General features: G+C 63.1%; 11 protein-coding genes and 3 tRNA genes. 6 read left to right on the top strand and 8 right to left on the bottom strand.

All coding sequences use genetic code 11. The annotated features are described in order from the left end of the window. The first annotated feature begins 163 nt into the window (after window positions 1-163). Window positions 164-481 carry a DMT family transporter gene (locus AC04PT_RS15300; protein WP_482874586.1) on the top strand — a complete coding sequence of 106 codons (318 nt, stop codon included), beginning with the start codon at window positions 164-166 and terminating at the stop codon, window positions 479-481. A 19-nt stretch (window positions 482-500) separates the two neighbouring features. Beyond that, window positions 501-1133, top strand: a complete 633-nt coding sequence (locus AC04PT_RS15295; RefSeq protein ID WP_482874585.1) for a cysteine hydrolase family protein — start codon at window positions 501-503, stop codon at window positions 1131-1133. Window positions 1134-1582: 449 nt separating this feature from the next. Here AC04PT_RS15295 and mutY read toward each other — a convergent pair whose 3' ends face one another. Then, window positions 1583-2614: an A/G-specific adenine glycosylase gene (mutY, locus tag AC04PT_RS15290; protein WP_482874584.1), complete on the bottom strand. Its 1032-nt coding sequence runs from the start codon at window positions 2612-2614 to the stop codon at window positions 1583-1585. Between the two features lie 314 nt (window positions 2615-2928). Between mutY and AC04PT_RS15285 the strand changes: the two genes are divergently transcribed. Together AC04PT_RS15285 and AC04PT_RS15280 are read left to right on the top strand one after the other, a co-directional pair. After that, the gene (locus tag AC04PT_RS15285; protein ID WP_482874583.1) at window positions 2929-3441 is read left to right on the top strand and encodes a DUF721 domain-containing protein; all 513 of its coding nucleotides are present in this window, start codon (window positions 2929-2931) and stop codon (window positions 3439-3441) included. Window positions 3442-3464: 23 nt separating this feature from the next. Then, window positions 3465-4133 (top strand): DsbA family protein, encoded by a 669-nt coding sequence (locus tag AC04PT_RS15280; RefSeq protein ID WP_482874582.1) that lies wholly within the window; start codon window positions 3465-3467, stop codon window positions 4131-4133. A gap of 62 nt (window positions 4134-4195) precedes the next feature. On the opposite strand, the gene AC04PT_RS15275 is transcribed toward AC04PT_RS15280, so the two are convergent. Next, complete coding sequence (locus AC04PT_RS15275) at window positions 4196-5071, bottom strand: DUF2189 domain-containing protein (protein WP_482874581.1); 876 nt, start codon at window positions 5069-5071, stop codon at window positions 4196-4198. Window positions 5072-5274: 203 nt separating this feature from the next. Then, window positions 5275-8187 carry an error-prone DNA polymerase gene (locus AC04PT_RS15270; protein ID WP_482874580.1) on the bottom strand — a complete coding sequence of 971 codons (2913 nt, stop codon included), beginning with the start codon at window positions 8185-8187 and terminating at the stop codon, window positions 5275-5277. Window positions 8188-8374: 187 nt separating this feature from the next. Here AC04PT_RS15270 and AC04PT_RS15265 point away from each other — a divergent pair, with 187 nt between their 5' ends. Then, window positions 8375-8710 carry a DUF2794 domain-containing protein gene (locus AC04PT_RS15265; protein ID WP_482874579.1) on the top strand — a complete coding sequence of 112 codons (336 nt, stop codon included), beginning with the start codon at window positions 8375-8377 and terminating at the stop codon, window positions 8708-8710. 353 nt (window positions 8711-9063) lie between these two features. Here the strand turns inward: AC04PT_RS15265 and AC04PT_RS15260 are convergent. From AC04PT_RS15260 to AC04PT_RS15245, 4 genes are all read right to left on the bottom strand, one after another. Beyond that, window positions 9064-9138, bottom strand: a tRNA-Gly gene (locus tag AC04PT_RS15260). Window positions 9139-9171: 33 nt separating this feature from the next. Next, window positions 9172-9246 (bottom strand) — tRNA-Gly (locus AC04PT_RS15255). A gap of 265 nt (window positions 9247-9511) precedes the next feature. Further along, window positions 9512-12961 carry a pyruvate carboxylase gene (locus tag AC04PT_RS15250; RefSeq protein ID WP_482874578.1) on the bottom strand — a complete coding sequence of 1150 codons (3450 nt, stop codon included), beginning with the start codon at window positions 12959-12961 and terminating at the stop codon, window positions 9512-9514. Between the two features lie 115 nt (window positions 12962-13076). Beyond that, the gene (locus AC04PT_RS15245) at window positions 13077-13958 is read right to left on the bottom strand and encodes a hypothetical protein (RefSeq protein WP_482874577.1); all 882 of its coding nucleotides are present in this window, start codon (window positions 13956-13958) and stop codon (window positions 13077-13079) included. A gap of 124 nt (window positions 13959-14082) precedes the next feature. Here AC04PT_RS15245 and AC04PT_RS15240 point away from each other — a divergent pair. Further along, window positions 14083-14158 (top strand) — tRNA-Thr (locus AC04PT_RS15240). Between the two features lie 245 nt (window positions 14159-14403). On the opposite strand, the gene AC04PT_RS15235 is transcribed toward AC04PT_RS15240, so the two are convergent. Then, window positions 14404-16557: a KAP family P-loop NTPase fold protein gene (locus AC04PT_RS15235; protein ID WP_482874576.1), complete on the bottom strand. Its 2154-nt coding sequence runs from the start codon at window positions 16555-16557 to the stop codon at window positions 14404-14406. Between the last annotated feature and the right edge of the window lie 31 nt (window positions 16558-16588).

The raw sequence follows: 16588 nt of genomic DNA, 5'->3' as shown, positions 1-16588 counted from the left end.
TCTTCCAAGCGCAGAACAGATCTTGCGAGTTTGACCAGTGGAACTTCTAAACGGGGACGTTGACCTGCGCCCCTCCATAAGATAAAGGCTCGAGCATGCCAGCCGGGACGACCCGGCATCCCCACGGCCTTCGTCAGGACGACCTGAGACTCAGGAGGTCGAAATGGCTTGGCTTTTTCTTATTATGGCCGGTTTGCTCGAAGTCGCTTGGGCGACAGGTCTGAAACGGCTCGGTTTGGGCTTCTCGTGGAGCGTTGGCGCCTTGACCGCGATCGCCATGATCGCGAGCCTGGTCGGCCTCTACGCTGCCATGGCACGGCTCCCTATTGGCGTGGCCTACCCGATCTGGACGGGCATCGGAGCGGTCGGATCGGTCGTCATGGGCGTGATGCTTTACGATCAGACGCCGGGCATGAACGGCATGCTCGGTGTTGCGCTACTGGTCGCGGGCATGTTGCTGATCGGCAACGAATTTCATTGACAAGAGAGGAGCCACCATCATGGCGAACGAAACCAAGACCAAACGTGCCCTGATCGATGGTCGGGCCGCCCTTCTCGTCATCGACATACAGAAGAGCACATTTATCGACAACAGCGAGGTCCGGTCGATCGACAACATGCCGGGCTACAAGGATCGCATGATCGCCGCCCGCGATCTCGTGGAGGCGGCGCATGAAAGCGACATCCCGGTGATCTTTATCCAGGAGGTCCATCGCGACGACCATGTCGACTTCGGGCGGGAGCTCGACGGCGACGAGGACGTGCATTGCCTGGAGGGCGATCCGCGCACCGCGATCGCGAAGGAGGAGATGGGCTTTCGGCGCGGGGACTACGAAGTCCCCAAGCGGCGCTACTCGGCCTTTTTCGGGACCGACTTGGAAATCCTGCTCCGGGGCCTCAAGGTCGACACGCTCATACTCTGCGGGGGCCTGACGGACGTCTGCGTTCACTACACCTTCGTGGACGGTCACCAGTCCGATTACTTCTGCCGCGTCGTCGAGGACTGCGTCGGCGGGTCGTCCATCGAGGCGCACCAGGCGGCATTGCGGGCCATGGAGTATCTCCAAACGGGCGCGGTGCAGTCACTTCCGGCCATGCTTGAAGCAATGGGCGCCCCGAACCGTTCGCTCTGAGCAGCAACTGGCTCCAATGGTCTCCAAGCTGACATATGGCCCCGGCTACGCCGCCCTACGAAGCTTGCATTACGTTCGCCGGTCGCATCCCTGCCAGTCGCACCTCAAGCCACCGTATGTAGCCGCTGAGATACTTCGTAGCCGGTCCGCAGAAGGGCTTGATGAACTGGCGTAGGTGGGCTTCACGGAAGAAGGTTGGCCCTCTTTCCCAAATCCGAAGCGCACCAACACAGTTTGCGGACACCCCCTTTTCGTTTGAGACCGGGGGGTGAGCCGCGCGTCGGCGGGCCTTGGTGCGGCGATCCGACGGGGATGGAGGGCACTTTATGCCTGCCTCCCCGTGCGACTTCAGATGTTCAGACGTCCATCAGCCATATCGCCATGCCGGGGGGCGGCCCGGCGATGCGCGGCGGCCTGCGGCCTTGATTCCGCGCTGGGGCTGGCCCGGGTCACTTGTGGGCGAGGTCGAAGGCCTTGCGCATGACAGTGGGCAGGTCGCCGGGGCGGAAGTCCTCGTGAAAATCGCCGCGCGCCGGGGTGCGGTCCATCGGAACGAGGGCTGTCTTGACGGTGAGGCGCAGGTGGAAATGGGTGAAGGTGTGACGGGCCTCGCCGGGCAGGGTCTTCCATTCGGCGCGGATCGGAGGGGCCTCGGCAGGGGTCTCGGTCCAGTCGGAGCCGGGCCAGCCGAGCATGCCGCCCAAGAGGCCCTTGTCGGGACGGGTTTCGAGCAGGAAGGCGCCATCGACGCGCCGCGCGATATAGGCGATGCCGTGGCGCGTGGGCTTGGGCTTCTTGGGTGTCTTTTTCGGGAGGTCTGCGGCGGTGCCGGCAAGCCGCGCCTGGCAGTCGGAACGCCACGGGCAGAGGCCGCAGGCAGGGTTTCTGGGCGTGCAGATGGTGGCGCCGAGGTCCATCACGGCCTGCGCGTAGTCTCCGGGGCGATGTTCTGGCGTGAGTAGGGCGGCCAGCGCCATCAGCTCGGGCTTGGCGGCGGGCAACGGCGTATGGACATCGTGCAGGCGGGCCATGACACGTTCGACATTGCCGTCGAGGACGGTTTCCGGCAGGTCGAAGGCGATCGAGGCAATGGCGGCGGCGGTATAGGGGCCGATGCCGGGGAGTTTCAGAAGTTGGGCGTGATCGGCCGGGAAGTGGCCGTCGTGCTCGGTCGTGATGGTGCGGGCGCATTTCAGCAGGTTGCGGGCGCGGGCGTAGTAGCCGAGGCCGGCCCATTCGGCCATGACCTCGGCGTCCCGGGCGTTTGCCAGCGCGGTGACGGTGGGCCAGCGGGTGGTGAAGCGGTTGAAGTAGTCGCGGACGGCGGCAACGGTGGTCTGTTGCAGCATGATCTCGGAGAGCCAGACCTTATAGGGGTCGGGTCTGGTGTTGGCGCGTGGAGGGGTGCGCCAAGGGAGCTGGCGGGCGTGGTGGTCGTACCAACTTAGGAGATCTGCGGAGAGGGTGGCGGGGTTACGCATGGGCGGGGGCTGGCTGGGTGGTGTGTTTCCGAGATGCTGCGTCCGGCGCGAATGCGCCCTGCCCGACCTCCCCCCCGGGAGGGCAGATTCCGACATCGGTCACGCATGGGACAGCTTGGGGTGCTTCGAAACAGAGGCCCCATGAGACTGAGAGGCCCTCCCGAGGTCGGGCAGGGCGCACTCGCGCCTTTTGGGCCGATGTGGTGCATTTCAGAGAGGTGTTCACGGGATGTCAGGAAACCTTGCGGATGTCGGGTTTTGCTGGCGCGGAGCGCGAGGGGCACTAGAATAGCGCCAGCGAGAGGGAGTCAATCGTGACCGAGCGGAGAAGAGCGACGACGCGGGGCTTTGCCCGGACGTCGAACCTGTTGAGCCAGCGCATCCGGCGGGCCAGCGAAAGCCGGGGATTTGCCGAGACGCGGCTGCTGACCCACTGGCCGGAGATCGCAGGCGAGGACGTGGCGGCCATGGCGCGGCCGGTGAACGTGTCCTACGGGCGCGGCGGAATCGGCGCGACGCTGACCCTGCTGACCACCGGGGCGATGGCGCCGATGCTGGAGATGCAGAAGGACCGGCTGCGCGAACGGGTGAACGCCGCTTACGGCTATAACGCGATCGCGCGGATCAGGATCACCCAGACGGCGCCGACCGGTTTCGCCGAGGGGCAGGCGCAGTTCAGCTATGCGAAAAAGCCCAAACAAACGCCGGCCCCGGACCCCAAGGTCACGGCGGATGCACGGGCCTATGCCGAAGATGTGACCGACGAAGGGCTCAAGGGGGCGCTTGAAGCCCTGGCCCGGAACGTTCTATCCAAGGCGAAATCATGAGCGACCCCGAGAGGAAAGAAGATATGAAGCGTATGATCCCCGCCGCGCTACTGGCGCTGGTCCTGCTGGCCGGGGGCGGCTGGTGGCTGCTCAACCAGGGTGCCGGCGAGACCGAGATTCCCGCAGGCGCGCTTGATGCGCAGGAAAGCGATGACGCTATCGACACCTCTGTCATCGAGGACATGGTGCTGGGCGACGAGGACGCGCCGCTGACGGTGATCGAATACGCCAGCTACACCTGTCCGCATTGTGCAAACTTCCATGCCAACCAGTACAAGGACCTGAAGGCGGACTATATCGACACCGGCAAGGTGAAGTTCGTCTACCGCGAGGTCTATTTCGACCGCTATGGGCTTTGGGCGTCGATGATCGCGCGCTGTGGTGGTGAAGAGCGGTTCTTCGGCATCACCGACCTGATCTACAAGGGACAGTCGGACTGGATTTCCTCGGGCGATCCGTCGACCATCGTGGGCGAGTTGCGCAAGATCGGCCGGATGGCCGGGCTGAACGACGACGCGCTGGAATCCTGCCTGCAGGATGCCGACATGGCCAAGACGCTGGTGGCATGGTTCCAGGAAAATGCCGAAGAGGACCAGATCACCAGCACGCCGTCCTTCATCATCAATGGCGAGAAATACACCAACATGCCCTGGACCGAGTTCAAGGCGGTGCTGGACGAGGAACTGGGCTGATCAGCCCGTGACGTAGGATGGGTGCTGAGCACCCATCCTACATTTGCGGAGGGACGCGAGGCTCAGGTCTGCGTGTCCTCCGCTGGCACCACCGCACGGCGATAGAGGTGCCATGTCGCATGCGCCAGGATCGGCAGCACGAAGATCAGCCCGACCATCAGCGTGGCAAAGCCCAGGGCCAGCAGGACCGCCACGATCAGGCCCCAGATCGCCACGGTGACCGGATTTTTCCACGCGACCTGAACCGAGGTGGCCACCGCGGTGGGCAGCCCGACCTGTCGGTCGACCAGCATCGGGAAGCTCACCAGGCTGGTAGTCAGCACGAGGCAGGCGAAGACGAAGCCCAGCAACATGCCGAAGACCAGCATTTCCAGCCCGGCGGTGGTGGTGAAGATGTCGGACAGGAAGGCCATCGCCGAGACCGGCGCCTCGGGTCCGAGCGTCGCGTTGTAGAGCATCAGCGCGGTCATCATCCAGCCGATGAACAGCGCCATGAGATAGCCGCCCAGCACCAGGATCGGTGCGGTGCGCGACGAGAAGGCCAGCTTGAAGCCGTCGCTCCAGTGGGTGTCCATCCCGGCCTCGCGCCGGCGGCTCATCTCGTAGAGGCCGACGCCGGCCACCGGGCCCAGCAGCGCGAAGCCCGAGACCAGCGGAAACAGCAGGGGCAGCAGGCTCTGCGTCGCCGCGAACCAGATCAGCACGAAGCCGACGATCGGATAGATGAGCACGATCCACAGCACGTCGCTGCGCATGGCCAGGAAGTCCTCGGTGCCCTTGGACAGCGCCATGCGCAGGTCGGCGGTGCCGATCTTTCGGATGCGGACGGGGATGGCTTCGTGATGTCGCAATTCGCCGACGATCTCGCCGGTGGAGGTGACCCCTTTGCCGAGCGCTTGCGCCGTCCAGGAGAGGGGATTGCCAATTGTCTTTGCCATGAGTCCGTCCTTTCCGCCAGTTTGCACGGGAGGGTCCGGACGGTTTCGTGGGGTCCGAAACCTCGTTAGGGACTCGTAGTTTAGCAGCCCGCCGGCGAAATGTCGCCTGTGATCACGAAGCTTTGCGGCGGCGGGATCGGCAGGCGACGGGATCGGCCTGCCTGTCACACCGCCCCTGCCGCGGCCGGGCCTGAGGTCCCGGATCAGGTCCGGGACTGCGGTCGGGGCGGGGTGAGCCGGTCGCGCAGCAGCGCCAGCGGGTGGGCGCGCAGCGTCAGGCGGGTGGCGACGTAATCCTCGACCACCTCTTCGCCGAGCGTCATCGCGGGGAGGTTTGCGGCCGGCTCGAAGATCGCCTCGCCGTCCATGTCGCCGTCGAACAGCGGCAGCGCCTTCGAGGCGGTCAGGGCCTTGGCCTCCCACAGCGCCTCGCGGCGGGGCATCAGATCGGCGAAGCAATCGGCCTCGGCAAGGCGGGCGAGGATGGCGGCAGGCAGCCCGGCGCGGCGCCAGACGTCCGCGACGCCGCGGTAGCCGTTGCCACGGGCGGCGGTGATCCAGTTGGCGTCTTCCTCCTTCATGCCCTTGATCTGGCGGAACCCCAGCCGCAGCGCGAGCCCGCCGCGGCCGTCGGGCTCCATCACGTTGTCCCAGAAGCTGGACTGGACGCAGACCGGGCGCACCACCACGCCGTGTTCGCGCGCGTCGCGGACGATCTGCGCGGGGGCGTAGAAGCCCATCGGCTGGGCGTTCAGCAGCGCGCAGGCGAAGATGCCGGGGTGGTGGCACTTGATCCAGGCCGAGGCATAGACCAGCAGCGCGAAACTGGCGGCGTGGCTTTCGGGAAAGCCGTAAGAGCCGAAGCCCTCGATCTGGGAAAAGCAGCGTTCCGAGAACTCCTCGTCATAGCCGTTGCGCTTCATGCCGCGCATGAAGCGGTTGCGGAATTCGCTGACGTTGCCGAGCTTCTTGAAGGTGGCGAGCGCGCGGCGCAGGCGGTCGGCCTCTTCCGGGGTGAAGCCGGCGCCGACGATGGCGATCTGCATCGCCTGTTCCTGAAACAGCGGCACGCCCAGCGTCTTGCCCAGCACCTCGCCCAGCGCGTCGGAGGGGAAGTGCACCGTCTCCTCGCCGTTGCGGCGGCGGATGTAGGGGTGGACCATGTCGCCCTGAATGGGACCGGGGCGGATGATCGCGACCTCGATCACCAGATCGTAGAAGCAGCGCGGGCGCATCCGGGGGAGGAAGTTCATCTGGGCGCGGCTTTCGACCTGGAAGACGCCCACGGTATCGGCGCGGCAGAGCATGTCGTAGACCACCGGGTCCTCGGGCGGCAGCGTGGCGAGGCGCCACTCCTGCCCTTTATGTTGGCGGATCAGGTCGAAGGCCTTGCGGATGCAGGTGAGCATGCCGAGGCTGAGCACGTCGACCTTGAGGATGCCCAGCGTGTCGATATCGTCCTTGTCCCAGCAGATGACGGTGCGGTCCTCCATGGTGGCGTTCTCGATCGGCACCAGTTCGTCCAGACGGCCTTCGGTGATGATGAAACCGCCGACGTGCTGGGAGAGGTGGCGGGGGAAGCCGTTGATTTCCTCGACCAGCGCGAGGGTCTGGGCGAGCCGGCGGTCGTCGGGGTCGAGGCCGATCTCGCGCAGGCGCTGGGCGCCTTCCAGCCCGCGCACCGAGAAGAAACCCCAGAGCTGCGAGGCCATGGCGCCGATGGTGTCCTGGCTGAGGCCCATGGCGGCGCCGACCTCGCGTATTGCGCGTTTGCCGCGATAGTGGATGACGGTGGCGCAGAGCCCGGCGCGGTGGCGGCCGTAGCGTTCGTAGATGTGCTGGATCACCTCTTCGCGGCGCTCGTGTTCGAAATCTACGTCGATGTCGGGCGGCTCGTCGCGGGCCTCGGAGACGAAGCGTTCGAAGACCATGGTGCCGATTTCGGGGGAGACCGAGGTGACACCGAGGCAGTAGCAGACCACCGAATTGGCGGCGCTGCCCCGGCCCTGGCAGAGGATGTGGCGGTCGCGGGCGAAGGCCACGATGTCGCGGACGGTGAGGAAGTAGGGTTCGTAGTTGAGCTTCGAGATCAGCCGGAGTTCATGCTCGAGCATCTTGCGGACCTTGTCGGGCGCGCCATCGGGATAGCGCCAGCGCAACCCCTTGTGGGCAAGGCGGGAAAGGCGTTGGGCGGGGGTTTCGCCCTCGGCGATCTCGGAGGGGTATTCGTAGCGCAACTCGTCGAGCGAGAAGGTGCAGGCGGCGGCGAGGGCGCCGGCGCGGTGGACGGCTGGTTCATGACCGCGGAACAGGCGCAGCATCTCACGCTCGGACCGGAGGCGGCGTTCGCCGTTGGGCAGCGCGCGCGCGCCGAGGTTTTCCACGGTGGTGCCCTCGCGGATGGCAGTCAGCACGTCGGCCATGCGGCGGCGGCGGCCGGTGTGCATCAGCGGCGCGGCGGAGGCGACGGTGGCAATGCCCAGATCGTCCGCCAGCGTGGTGAGGCGAGCGAAGCGGGCGGGATCGGCGCCGTCGTATTCCGGGGTGAGAAGCAGCGACATGTGTTCGCCCAGCCGGCGCGTCAGCCGCTGCGCCTGGGGATACCAGTCGTCCGCGCCGGGGGGAGAGGACGGCGCCTGGGGCGGGCCGTGGAGGCACAGGTGCAGCCCGTCCGCGCCGCATTGAAGCAGGTCCGCGAGGTGAAGGGTGCAGGCGCCCTTGTCGGCCCGGAGGCGGCCCAGCGACAGCAGGCGGCAGAGGGTGGCCCAGCCCTTGCGGGTCTGCACCAGTGCGGTGACGCAGGGCGCGTCGGTGAAGCGGAGCCGCGCGGCGGGAATCAGCCGCGGCATGGCGGTGAGCAGCGGGCTTTGCGGCGTGTCGAAAGGCGCGGGCGGGCCGATCAGGCCATGGTCGGCGTCGAAGGCCTGGCGGTCGCGGACCTGTCTTGCGATCTCGCGCGCCTGGGTATGGGCGCGGACGATGCCGGCGACGGAATTGTCGTCGGCGATGGCGATGGCGGGCATGCCGAAGGCGGCGGCACGGGCCATGTATTCCTCGGGGTGGGAGGCCCCGGTGAGAAAGGTGAAATTCGAGGTGATCGAGAGTTCTGCGAACATTTTGAGACGTACATCTGACAGGCTGAAATACTGGCCGAATCCTCGGAGAGGGTGAGTATATTCACGTTTTGTTCTCTTTTCGAGTCGATCATGGCGGAGCCCGGAATGCGGGCGCGGGCGACACAGGTGCAGCACGGAGGATTTGCCGGAACTTGATTTGACGGTGAAAGGACGCAAGTCTGAAGGCATGAACAGCTATTCCCCGTTTTCGGGCTCCGCCTCCGAGGTAGTGGCCTTTCAGCGTCAGGAGCTGGCGGTGATCCTGTCGCTTTATGGTCGCATGGTGGCGGCGGGCGAGTGGCGGGACTACGGCATCTCGACCCTGCGGGACGCGGCCGTGTTCTCGGTATTTCGGCGCACGGCGGAGAACCCGCTCTACCGGATCGAGAAGCGGCCGAAGCTGCGGCAAAGGCAGGGCATGTACGCGGTGATCGGCATGGAAGGGCAGATGCTCAAGCGCGGGCCTGACCTGAAGGCGGTGCTGCGGGTGCTGGAACGCAAGCTGATCCGGGCGGTGGACTAAGCCGCGGTGTCACCGTTGCCGAGACCGGGCTGACGGGAAGACCTGGGGAGAACACGCCGGGCGGGACTGGCCCGGGCGCTGCTGGACGGATTGGTGCCGACCTTCCCTCCGTGCGTCGTTGTTTCGGACATGTTCGTCGGCGTCATGGCCTGCCACTCTTGCAAGCCAGCCTGCATTTGAGCGGTGGCTCGACGCGGGCGCGCAGGAATTGCGGCGGGACACCCTTTGGACGGGGCGCTGGCCGAGGACGCAGGCGGCAGGCCTGCATGGCTGCGCGGGCGAGCAGGGCAAACAGGTTGCGCAGCCTGTTTGGGCCTCGAAAGGCCGTTATCTACCATCGTATTGGGAAGTTTTGGAGCGGGCGAGGCGATTCGAACGCCCGACCCTAACCTTGGCAAGGTTATGCTCTACCCCTGAGCTACGCCCGCATCCGTTTGGCCATTGCTGGCCTGGGGTCCCTATGGAGCGGGCGAGGCGATTCGAACGCCCGACCCTAACCTTGGCAAGGTTATGCTCTACCCCTGAGCTACGCCCGCATATCCACTGGGTGTCGGGGATTTATAAAGGACTCGCCCGGGCTGCAAGGGGAATCTGTGTCGCAGGCGATTTTTTTGCCTGCTGCGGGCGCGGGCGACGGGCGGGGCAGGATGCCGACAAGGGGGCGCTGCCCCCTCGGCCTGCGGCCTCACCCCCGGAGTTTGCCGGGCAAGATGAAGGCACGGCGGGCGCCCGATACGTGAAAGGCCCGGACGCTAGCGACCGGGCCCTTGTCTGAAACTGGGTGTGCTGGGTGTGGGGAGGTCAGTCCTCAAGTTCGACCAGCAGGTCCTTGGCGTCGATCTGGCCGCCGGGCTGGACGTGCACCGCCTTGACCGTGGCGGCGCGTTCGGCGTGGATGCCGGTTTCCATCTTCATTGCCTCAATGGTCAGCAGCATGTCGCCCTCCTTGACCTTGTCGCCGGGCTTGACCGCGACGCTGGCCACCACGCCGGGCATCGGCGCGCCGATGTGGCCGGGGTTGCCAAGCTCGGCCTTGGGCCGCGCGGCGGTGCTGCTGGCGGCCTTGCGGTCGGGCACGCGGATCACGCGCGGCTGGCCGTTGAGTTCGAAGAACACCTTGACGTTGCCGTCCTCGCCGGTCTCGCCGACCGCCTGCAGACGGATTTCCAGCGTCTTGCCGGGGTCGATCTCGGCGGTGATCTGTTCGCCCGGCTGCATGCCGTAGAAGAAGGTATGCGTGGGCAGGGTGCGGACCGGGCCGTATTGGCGGTGGCGGCCCATGTAGTCGAGGAAGACCTTGGGATACATCAGGTAACCGTTGAGATCCTCGTTATCGATCTTGAGGCCTTCGAGCTCTTTCGAAAGCTTCTCGCGCTCGGCCTCGATATCGACGGGCTTGAGGTGCTTGCCGGGGCGTTCGGTGTTGGGTTTCTCGCCCTTCAGGACCTTGTTGAGGATGCCCGTCGGGAAGCCGCCCGGAGGCTGGCCGAGGTTGCCCTTCATCATGTCGATGACCGAATCCGGGAAGCTGACGTCGGTCTTGGGGTCTTCGACCTCTTTGCGGGTGAGGCCTTGGCTGACCATCATCAGGGCCATGTCGCCGACCACCTTGGAGGAGGGCGTGACCTTGACGATATCGCCGAACATCATGTTGACGTCGGCATAGGCCTGCGCGACCTCGTGCCAGCGTTCCTCGAGCCCGAGGCTGCGGGCCTGGGTCTTGAGGTTGGTGAACTGGCCGCCGGGCATCTCGTGCAGGTAGACCTCGGACGCGGGGGCCTGAAGGCTGGATTCGAAGGCGGCGTACTGGCCGCGCACGGCCTCCCAGTAGTTCGAGATCTCGCGGATGGCGGCGATGTCCAGCCCGGTGTCGCGTTCGGTGAAGCGCAGCGCCTCGACGATCGAGCCCAGCGTCGGCTGCGAGGTGTTGCCCGACAGCGCGTCCATTGCGCCGTCGACCGCGTCCACCCCGGCCTCGGCGGCGGCCATGATGGTGCCGATGCCCGCGCCGGAGGTGTCGTGGGTGTGGAAATGGATCGGCAGGCCGACCTCTTCCTTGAGGGCGCGGATCAGCGGACCGGCGGCGGAGGGCTTGAGCAGCCCGGCCATGTCCTTGAGGCCCAGCACGTGGGCACCGCCGTCGCGCAGTTGTTTGCCCATCTCGACGTAGTACTTCATGTCGTACTTCGACCGCTCGGGATCGCGGTAGTCGCCGGTGTAGCAGATGGTGCCTTCGCAGACCTTGTTGGCCTCTTGCACCGCGTCCATGGCGACGCGCATGTTTTCGACCCAGTTGAGCGAATCGAAGACGCGGAAGACGTCGACGCCGGTCTCGGCCGCTTGCGCGACGAAGCTTTGCACCACGTTGTCGGGGTAGTTGGTGTAGCCGACGCCGTTGGAGGCGCGCAGCAGCATCTGCGTCATCACGTTGGGCATCGCGGCGCGCAGGTCACGCAGGCGCTGCCACGGGCATTCCTGCAGGAAGCGATAGGCCACGTCGAAGGTGGCGCCGCCCCAGCATTCCACACTGAACAGCTGCGGCAGCTTGTGGGCATAGGCGGGGGCGACCTTGATCATGTCGATCGAGCGCATCCGCGTGGCCAGAAGCGACTGGTGGCCGTCACGCATCGCGGTGTCGGTGATGAGCACCTGCTTCTGCGCGGCCATCCAGTCGGCCACGGCCTGCGGGCCTTTTTCCTCGAGCAGATTGCGGGTGCCAACTTGCGGGGCTTCACCGATCGGCACATGCGGCGGTTTCGCCGGTTTCAGATCGGGGTGCGGCTTGGGTCGGCCCTGCACCTCGGGGTGGCCGTTGACGGTGATGTCGGCGATGTAGGTCAGTACCTTGGTGCCCCGGTCGCGGCGCTTCTTGAACTGGAACAGCTCGGGCGTCTCGTCAATGAACTTGGTGTGATACTGGTTGTTCAGGAAGGTCGGGTGCTTCAGCAGGTTCTCGACGAAGGCGATGTTGGTGCTGACGCCGCGCACCCGGAATTCGCGCAGGGCGCGGTCCATCCGGGCGATGGCCTTTTCCGGGGTCTGCGCCCAGGCGGTGACCTTGGTCAGCAGCGAGTCGTAATAGCGGGTGATGACGCCGCCGGCATAGGCGGTGCCGCCGTCGAGCCGGATGCCCATGCCGGTGGCCGAGCGGTAGGCGGTGATGCGGCCGTAATCGGGGATGAAGTTGTTCTGAGGATCCTCGGTGGTAACGCGGGTTTGCAGCGCGTGGCCGTTGAGGCGGATGTCGTACTGGCTGGCCTTGCCGGTGGCCTCGGCGAGCGATTTGCCCTCGGCGATCAGGATCTGCGCCTGCACGATGTCGATGCCGGTGACTTCCTCGGTGACGGTGTGTTCGACCTGCACGCGGGGGTTCACTTCGATGAAGTAGAACTTGCCGGTTTCCATATCCATCAGGAATTCGACGGTGCCGGCGCATTCATAGTTCACATGGGCGCAGATCTTGCGGCCGAGTTCGCAGAGTTCCTCGCGCTGCGCTTCCGACAGGTAGGGCGCGGGGGCGCGTTCCACGACCTTCTGGTTGCGGCGCTGGACCGAGCAGTCACGTTCGTAGAGGTGATAGATGTTGCCCTGTTGGTCGCCGAGGATCTGCACCTCGACGTGGCGGGCGCGGATGATCATCTTTTCCAGATAACCCTCGCCGTTGCCGAAGGCGGCCTCGGCCTCGCGCCGGCCTTCCAACACCTTTTCCTTCAGCTCGTCGGGGCCGTTGATCGGGCGCATGCCGCGCCCGCCGCCACCCCATGAGGCCTTGAGCATCAGCGGATAGCCGATCTCTTCGGCTTCCTTGGCGATGGCGTCGAAGTCGTCGCCCAGCACCTCGGTGGCGGGGATGACCGGCACGCCGGCCTCGATCGCCACCTTGCGGGCGGAGGCTTTGTCGCCCAAAGCGCGCATGGTTTCTGCGCGGGGGCCGATGAAGGTGATGCCCGCCTTGGTGCAGGCGTCCACGAAATCGGGGTTCTCGGACAGCAAGCCGTAGCCCGGATGGATCGCATCCGCGCCGGACATCTTGGCGACGCGGATGATTTCCTCGATGCTGAGATAGGCCGCGACCGGGCCCATGCCTTCGCCGATCCTGTAGGCCTCGTCCGCCTTGAACCGGTGCAGCCCGAGCTTGTCCTCTTCGGCAAAGACCGCGACGGTCTTCTTGCCCATCTCGTTGGCGGCACGCATGATGCGAATGGCGATCTCGCCGCGGTTGGCGATCAGGATCTTTTGAAAGTCAGGCATGGCAGGCTTTCCGTTTGTTGCATTGCAGCATGCTTAGACGTTCGGTAACGGCAGGTAAACATGCCTGACGGGTGCAAATCCGTCGTCAAACCGCTTTCAGCCGGGCTTTGGGCGGTCACACCGTCAGAAGTGTAACATTCTGCATCGCCGCGATACGGTCGACATCCTGCTCGTAAAGCGTGGTCAGCACGTCGACATGCGCGTCGGTCCAGCCGGGGATATCGAGTTCTTCCTCGACCGCGTCCTCGACGGCGTATTTCTCGAGAAAGGCGATCATCACGCGGCGCTTCTTGGGCTCGGTCATGCCGGGGTTCTGCTTGAGGTAGGCCCGAAACCGCTGCATGCCCTCGTCGGACATGATGTCGGACAGCAGGTCGAAGGCGCCCTTGATCTTGGTGCCCGAGGCCAGCCCGCCCATGGCGCGCACGATCTCGCCCCAGATCAGCGGGCTGTCCTCGTTGCACCAGACGGTGACGGGCAGGTCCGGGAGGGTGTCGTGGATGCGCTCAATCAGTTCCGACCAGCGCAGCCAGGTCGGATCGGCGTCGTGCAGAAAGGCATCGAAATCCGTTAGCGGGGTGCGGGCGTGCACCGCGGGAAGCCATGTGGCCGGATTGCGGATGCCGAGAAACAGTTCGATCTGGTCGCCGTCAAACAGCCGTACCGCGTTGCGCAGGCGTTCATGGGCGCGCGGATAGATGCGGCCCTGGCCGATGGCGATCTTGGGCACGCAGAACAGGTCTTCGTGGCTGAACACGGTGCGGCCGACATCGTCGATGTCGCCGCTCAACACGGTTTCCAGCAGGATGTCGCGCGCCTCTGGCGCCGGGTCGGCCTTGCTGAGCGCGCTAAGGCTGCCGCTGAGAAGCTGCCGGTAGTGGCTGGGCCCCGGCACCGCGACGCCGCGCCCGCGCAGATTGTCGGCATTGCGCAGCAGGCACCGCAGAAGCTTGTCGTCATCGGTGGCATGGGCGCCGGCGTGGAGGATGATCTTCATGGGACCTGCGGGTTCGGGGCCGTCGCCGGCACTATAGCGCGGTGCCGGCCGGTGAAAAGCCGTGTCGATGGGGGGTGAATTTCTGCTTGCTCCATGTGCCGCTTGGAATTAGACGAAGCGGCGTGCCCCTATAGCTCAGCTGGTAGAGCAACTGATTTGTAATCAGTAGGTCCGCGGTTCGAGTCCGTGTGGGGGCACCATATTTTCAACGATTTAGCTGCTGGCGTATAGGATGCTCATGGGTTCGGTGAACTCGGTGCTGCTTTGAATGAGCGATGCGCTATGCGCTATGAAAAAACAAACCTGCCTCTCGTATCTCCTCATCTAAGTTGGGTTGGGGCACATAAGAAAAGTAGTTCAGTAAAAAGGCGGTTCGCCGCAACGTGGCCAAGGCTTCAAAACGAGTTCAATTGCAGATCGCCAAGAGCAGGAACTTTGAAATTTCTCAAGGACCGCTGTCAATGCTTTCGAGCAAATCTGCGGCTCTTGACTCGAGGTCCCGCTCGCCGCCGCCACTTGCGGAAATCTTGGTTAGACGAGCGCGGACCAGTGACACCTCGCCGAAGAATGTTTCAAGCGTTTCAGGTCTAAGTTTGAATTGAACGCCCTCTGAGGACGATTCGCTCCAGCTCTTCATCTTCTCCAGAACATCCAAGAAGCCTGTGTCACTTTCAGTTTGCTGTGAAATCCAACCAAGAGCCCCTTTCGGATCGCCGATTTGATGCCAAGCAAACATCAGAGACAAAAAGTGTGGAACTCGAAGTAGTTCCGACGGGCTTGTTTCAGACAGGCGCTTGAGAAACGCGCCCTTGATCAATTCATATTCTTCGATCGACAATAAGCGATCGTCTTCCGGGACTCTCCGATCCCCGTGAACGCCATGCTCAAAAGTTGCTTCCCTAATAATCCCGACCAGCCAAGCCACAGACTTTCCGCCAGAAAACAACGTTTGTAGCATTTCTGATCGTAGTTCAGCGCTTGAAACCTGCGCAATCAATCCGAAAACTTCTCGCCTGTTTCCCTTTAAAAATTCAGGTCGCCCGTAGTCGGTTTTCGCAAAGGGAACTAATTCATCAAGCGCCTCACCCAATATCCCAAAGAGACCTTGGATTTGAGAAGCTGGAATGCTGGTTCGGGCACCCAAAATACGGTCCAGGAGAACCTCCGCAAGCCTTCCACCTTGTGGTCTCTGGATTTCGATCATTTGTCGGAAGCGAGCCAGTGCCTTGGACGGCTCAGCTTCACATGCTCTGAGAAACTGATCTAACTCGAGGTCACTTAGGGAACCTGATGGGGCTGAAAAGGAGAAATAGTAGCGGTAGTGGTTTGGGCTCGCCAAGCGTTTGCTTGCGTCAAGCGATTGCAGTTCCTCTACTCCCGAAAGCGAAAATACTCGGAAATCACTTCCTTCCTGATGTAGAGCCATCGTGTCAAAGCCTGGAAGGTGCTCTTCTAAGGCGTAAATAAACCGAGTTTGCTCTTCGCCTTCTCTGTCGATAGCGGCCAGCAGTGATGCCCCCATTCGTTCATGCGAACCTGGGGTAATATGACCCCAGTCTCCAATCGCGGAAAGATCCGACACGTAGCTTTCAATCCAATTGAAGAGCGTGCTGTTTTTTGCCCGCACTATCTGTAAGAACACCATGTCTCCCGGATCTACTTGACTTCGCACAGGCATGAAATTGAGATTTAGGGAATTTAGAACTCTAACAACGTCCCGAGGAGTTTCGACAAACTGCCCACACCATTGGTGAAAAACACCTTCCAGCCTATCAGTGGACTCAGAGCTCATGTCCAATCCTGCGAGCAGTTGCAAAACTTCGGATTTCAACCAATTGCGAAGGTCAAAACTCATGGCCTTTGGAACTTTGAATGATGCCTGAACAACCTTTTCCAGATATGCTTTGCCATCTGAAATTCCGATCGCTCGCTCAATACTTTTGGCCAACACTTCAACATCATAGGCCAATACATAGGCGACGTTTGGAAAGTCAGCTACAGCTTTGACTAAGCGCAGAACCTCCGCTGCTTCGGTCGGTTCTAACCGGTCAAGATCGTCCACGAACACGACGATCGGGTGATTGAGTTTCTTAAGTTTCTTACGTAAATCTTCATTCAGTTCGCCCAGAGAACTTTCTGAGAGTTCTGCAGCTTTCTCACTACTTTTTCGGAAGAGTTTTGCCGCGATCCCGGACCAAGGTAGCCCTCCCATTTCCGCAAGATCAGCAATGGTCGCTAATCCAGAAGAGACCTGCGAATACCGTCCCAATATTGCTTTTGTTTCCTCCCTCTCGGTGGCTGGCACGGACTCCAGAATGACTGGCTCGAGATCGGAAAAAAGTTGGGCCAACAGTTCGTTCCGGTTCCCAATCAACCAAGGGGCAAACCTAACCACCTGAGGACCGCTCTTCCGCTGACTCAATTCTTTCAAAGCCAGGTTGACCAAGGAGGACTTTCCAGACCCCCACGCTCCCTCCACACCAACGACAAAGCCGCGTGAAAGATCATTCTCTAAGAACGACGAGGCGAGATGGCGCGCCATTTCCCCAAAACCAAGCCTGTCAATATCAGTCGACTTCAGAGGAGTGTCTTCAATCATAAATATACTTTCTTGAACATTAGGCTGGACC

The sequence above is a fragment of the Litorisediminivivens sp. KMU-197 genome, assembly GCF_056858395.1.
The sequence above is the reverse complement of the archived record's forward strand: the minus strand, read 5'-3'. Positions and strand labels throughout refer to the sequence as shown.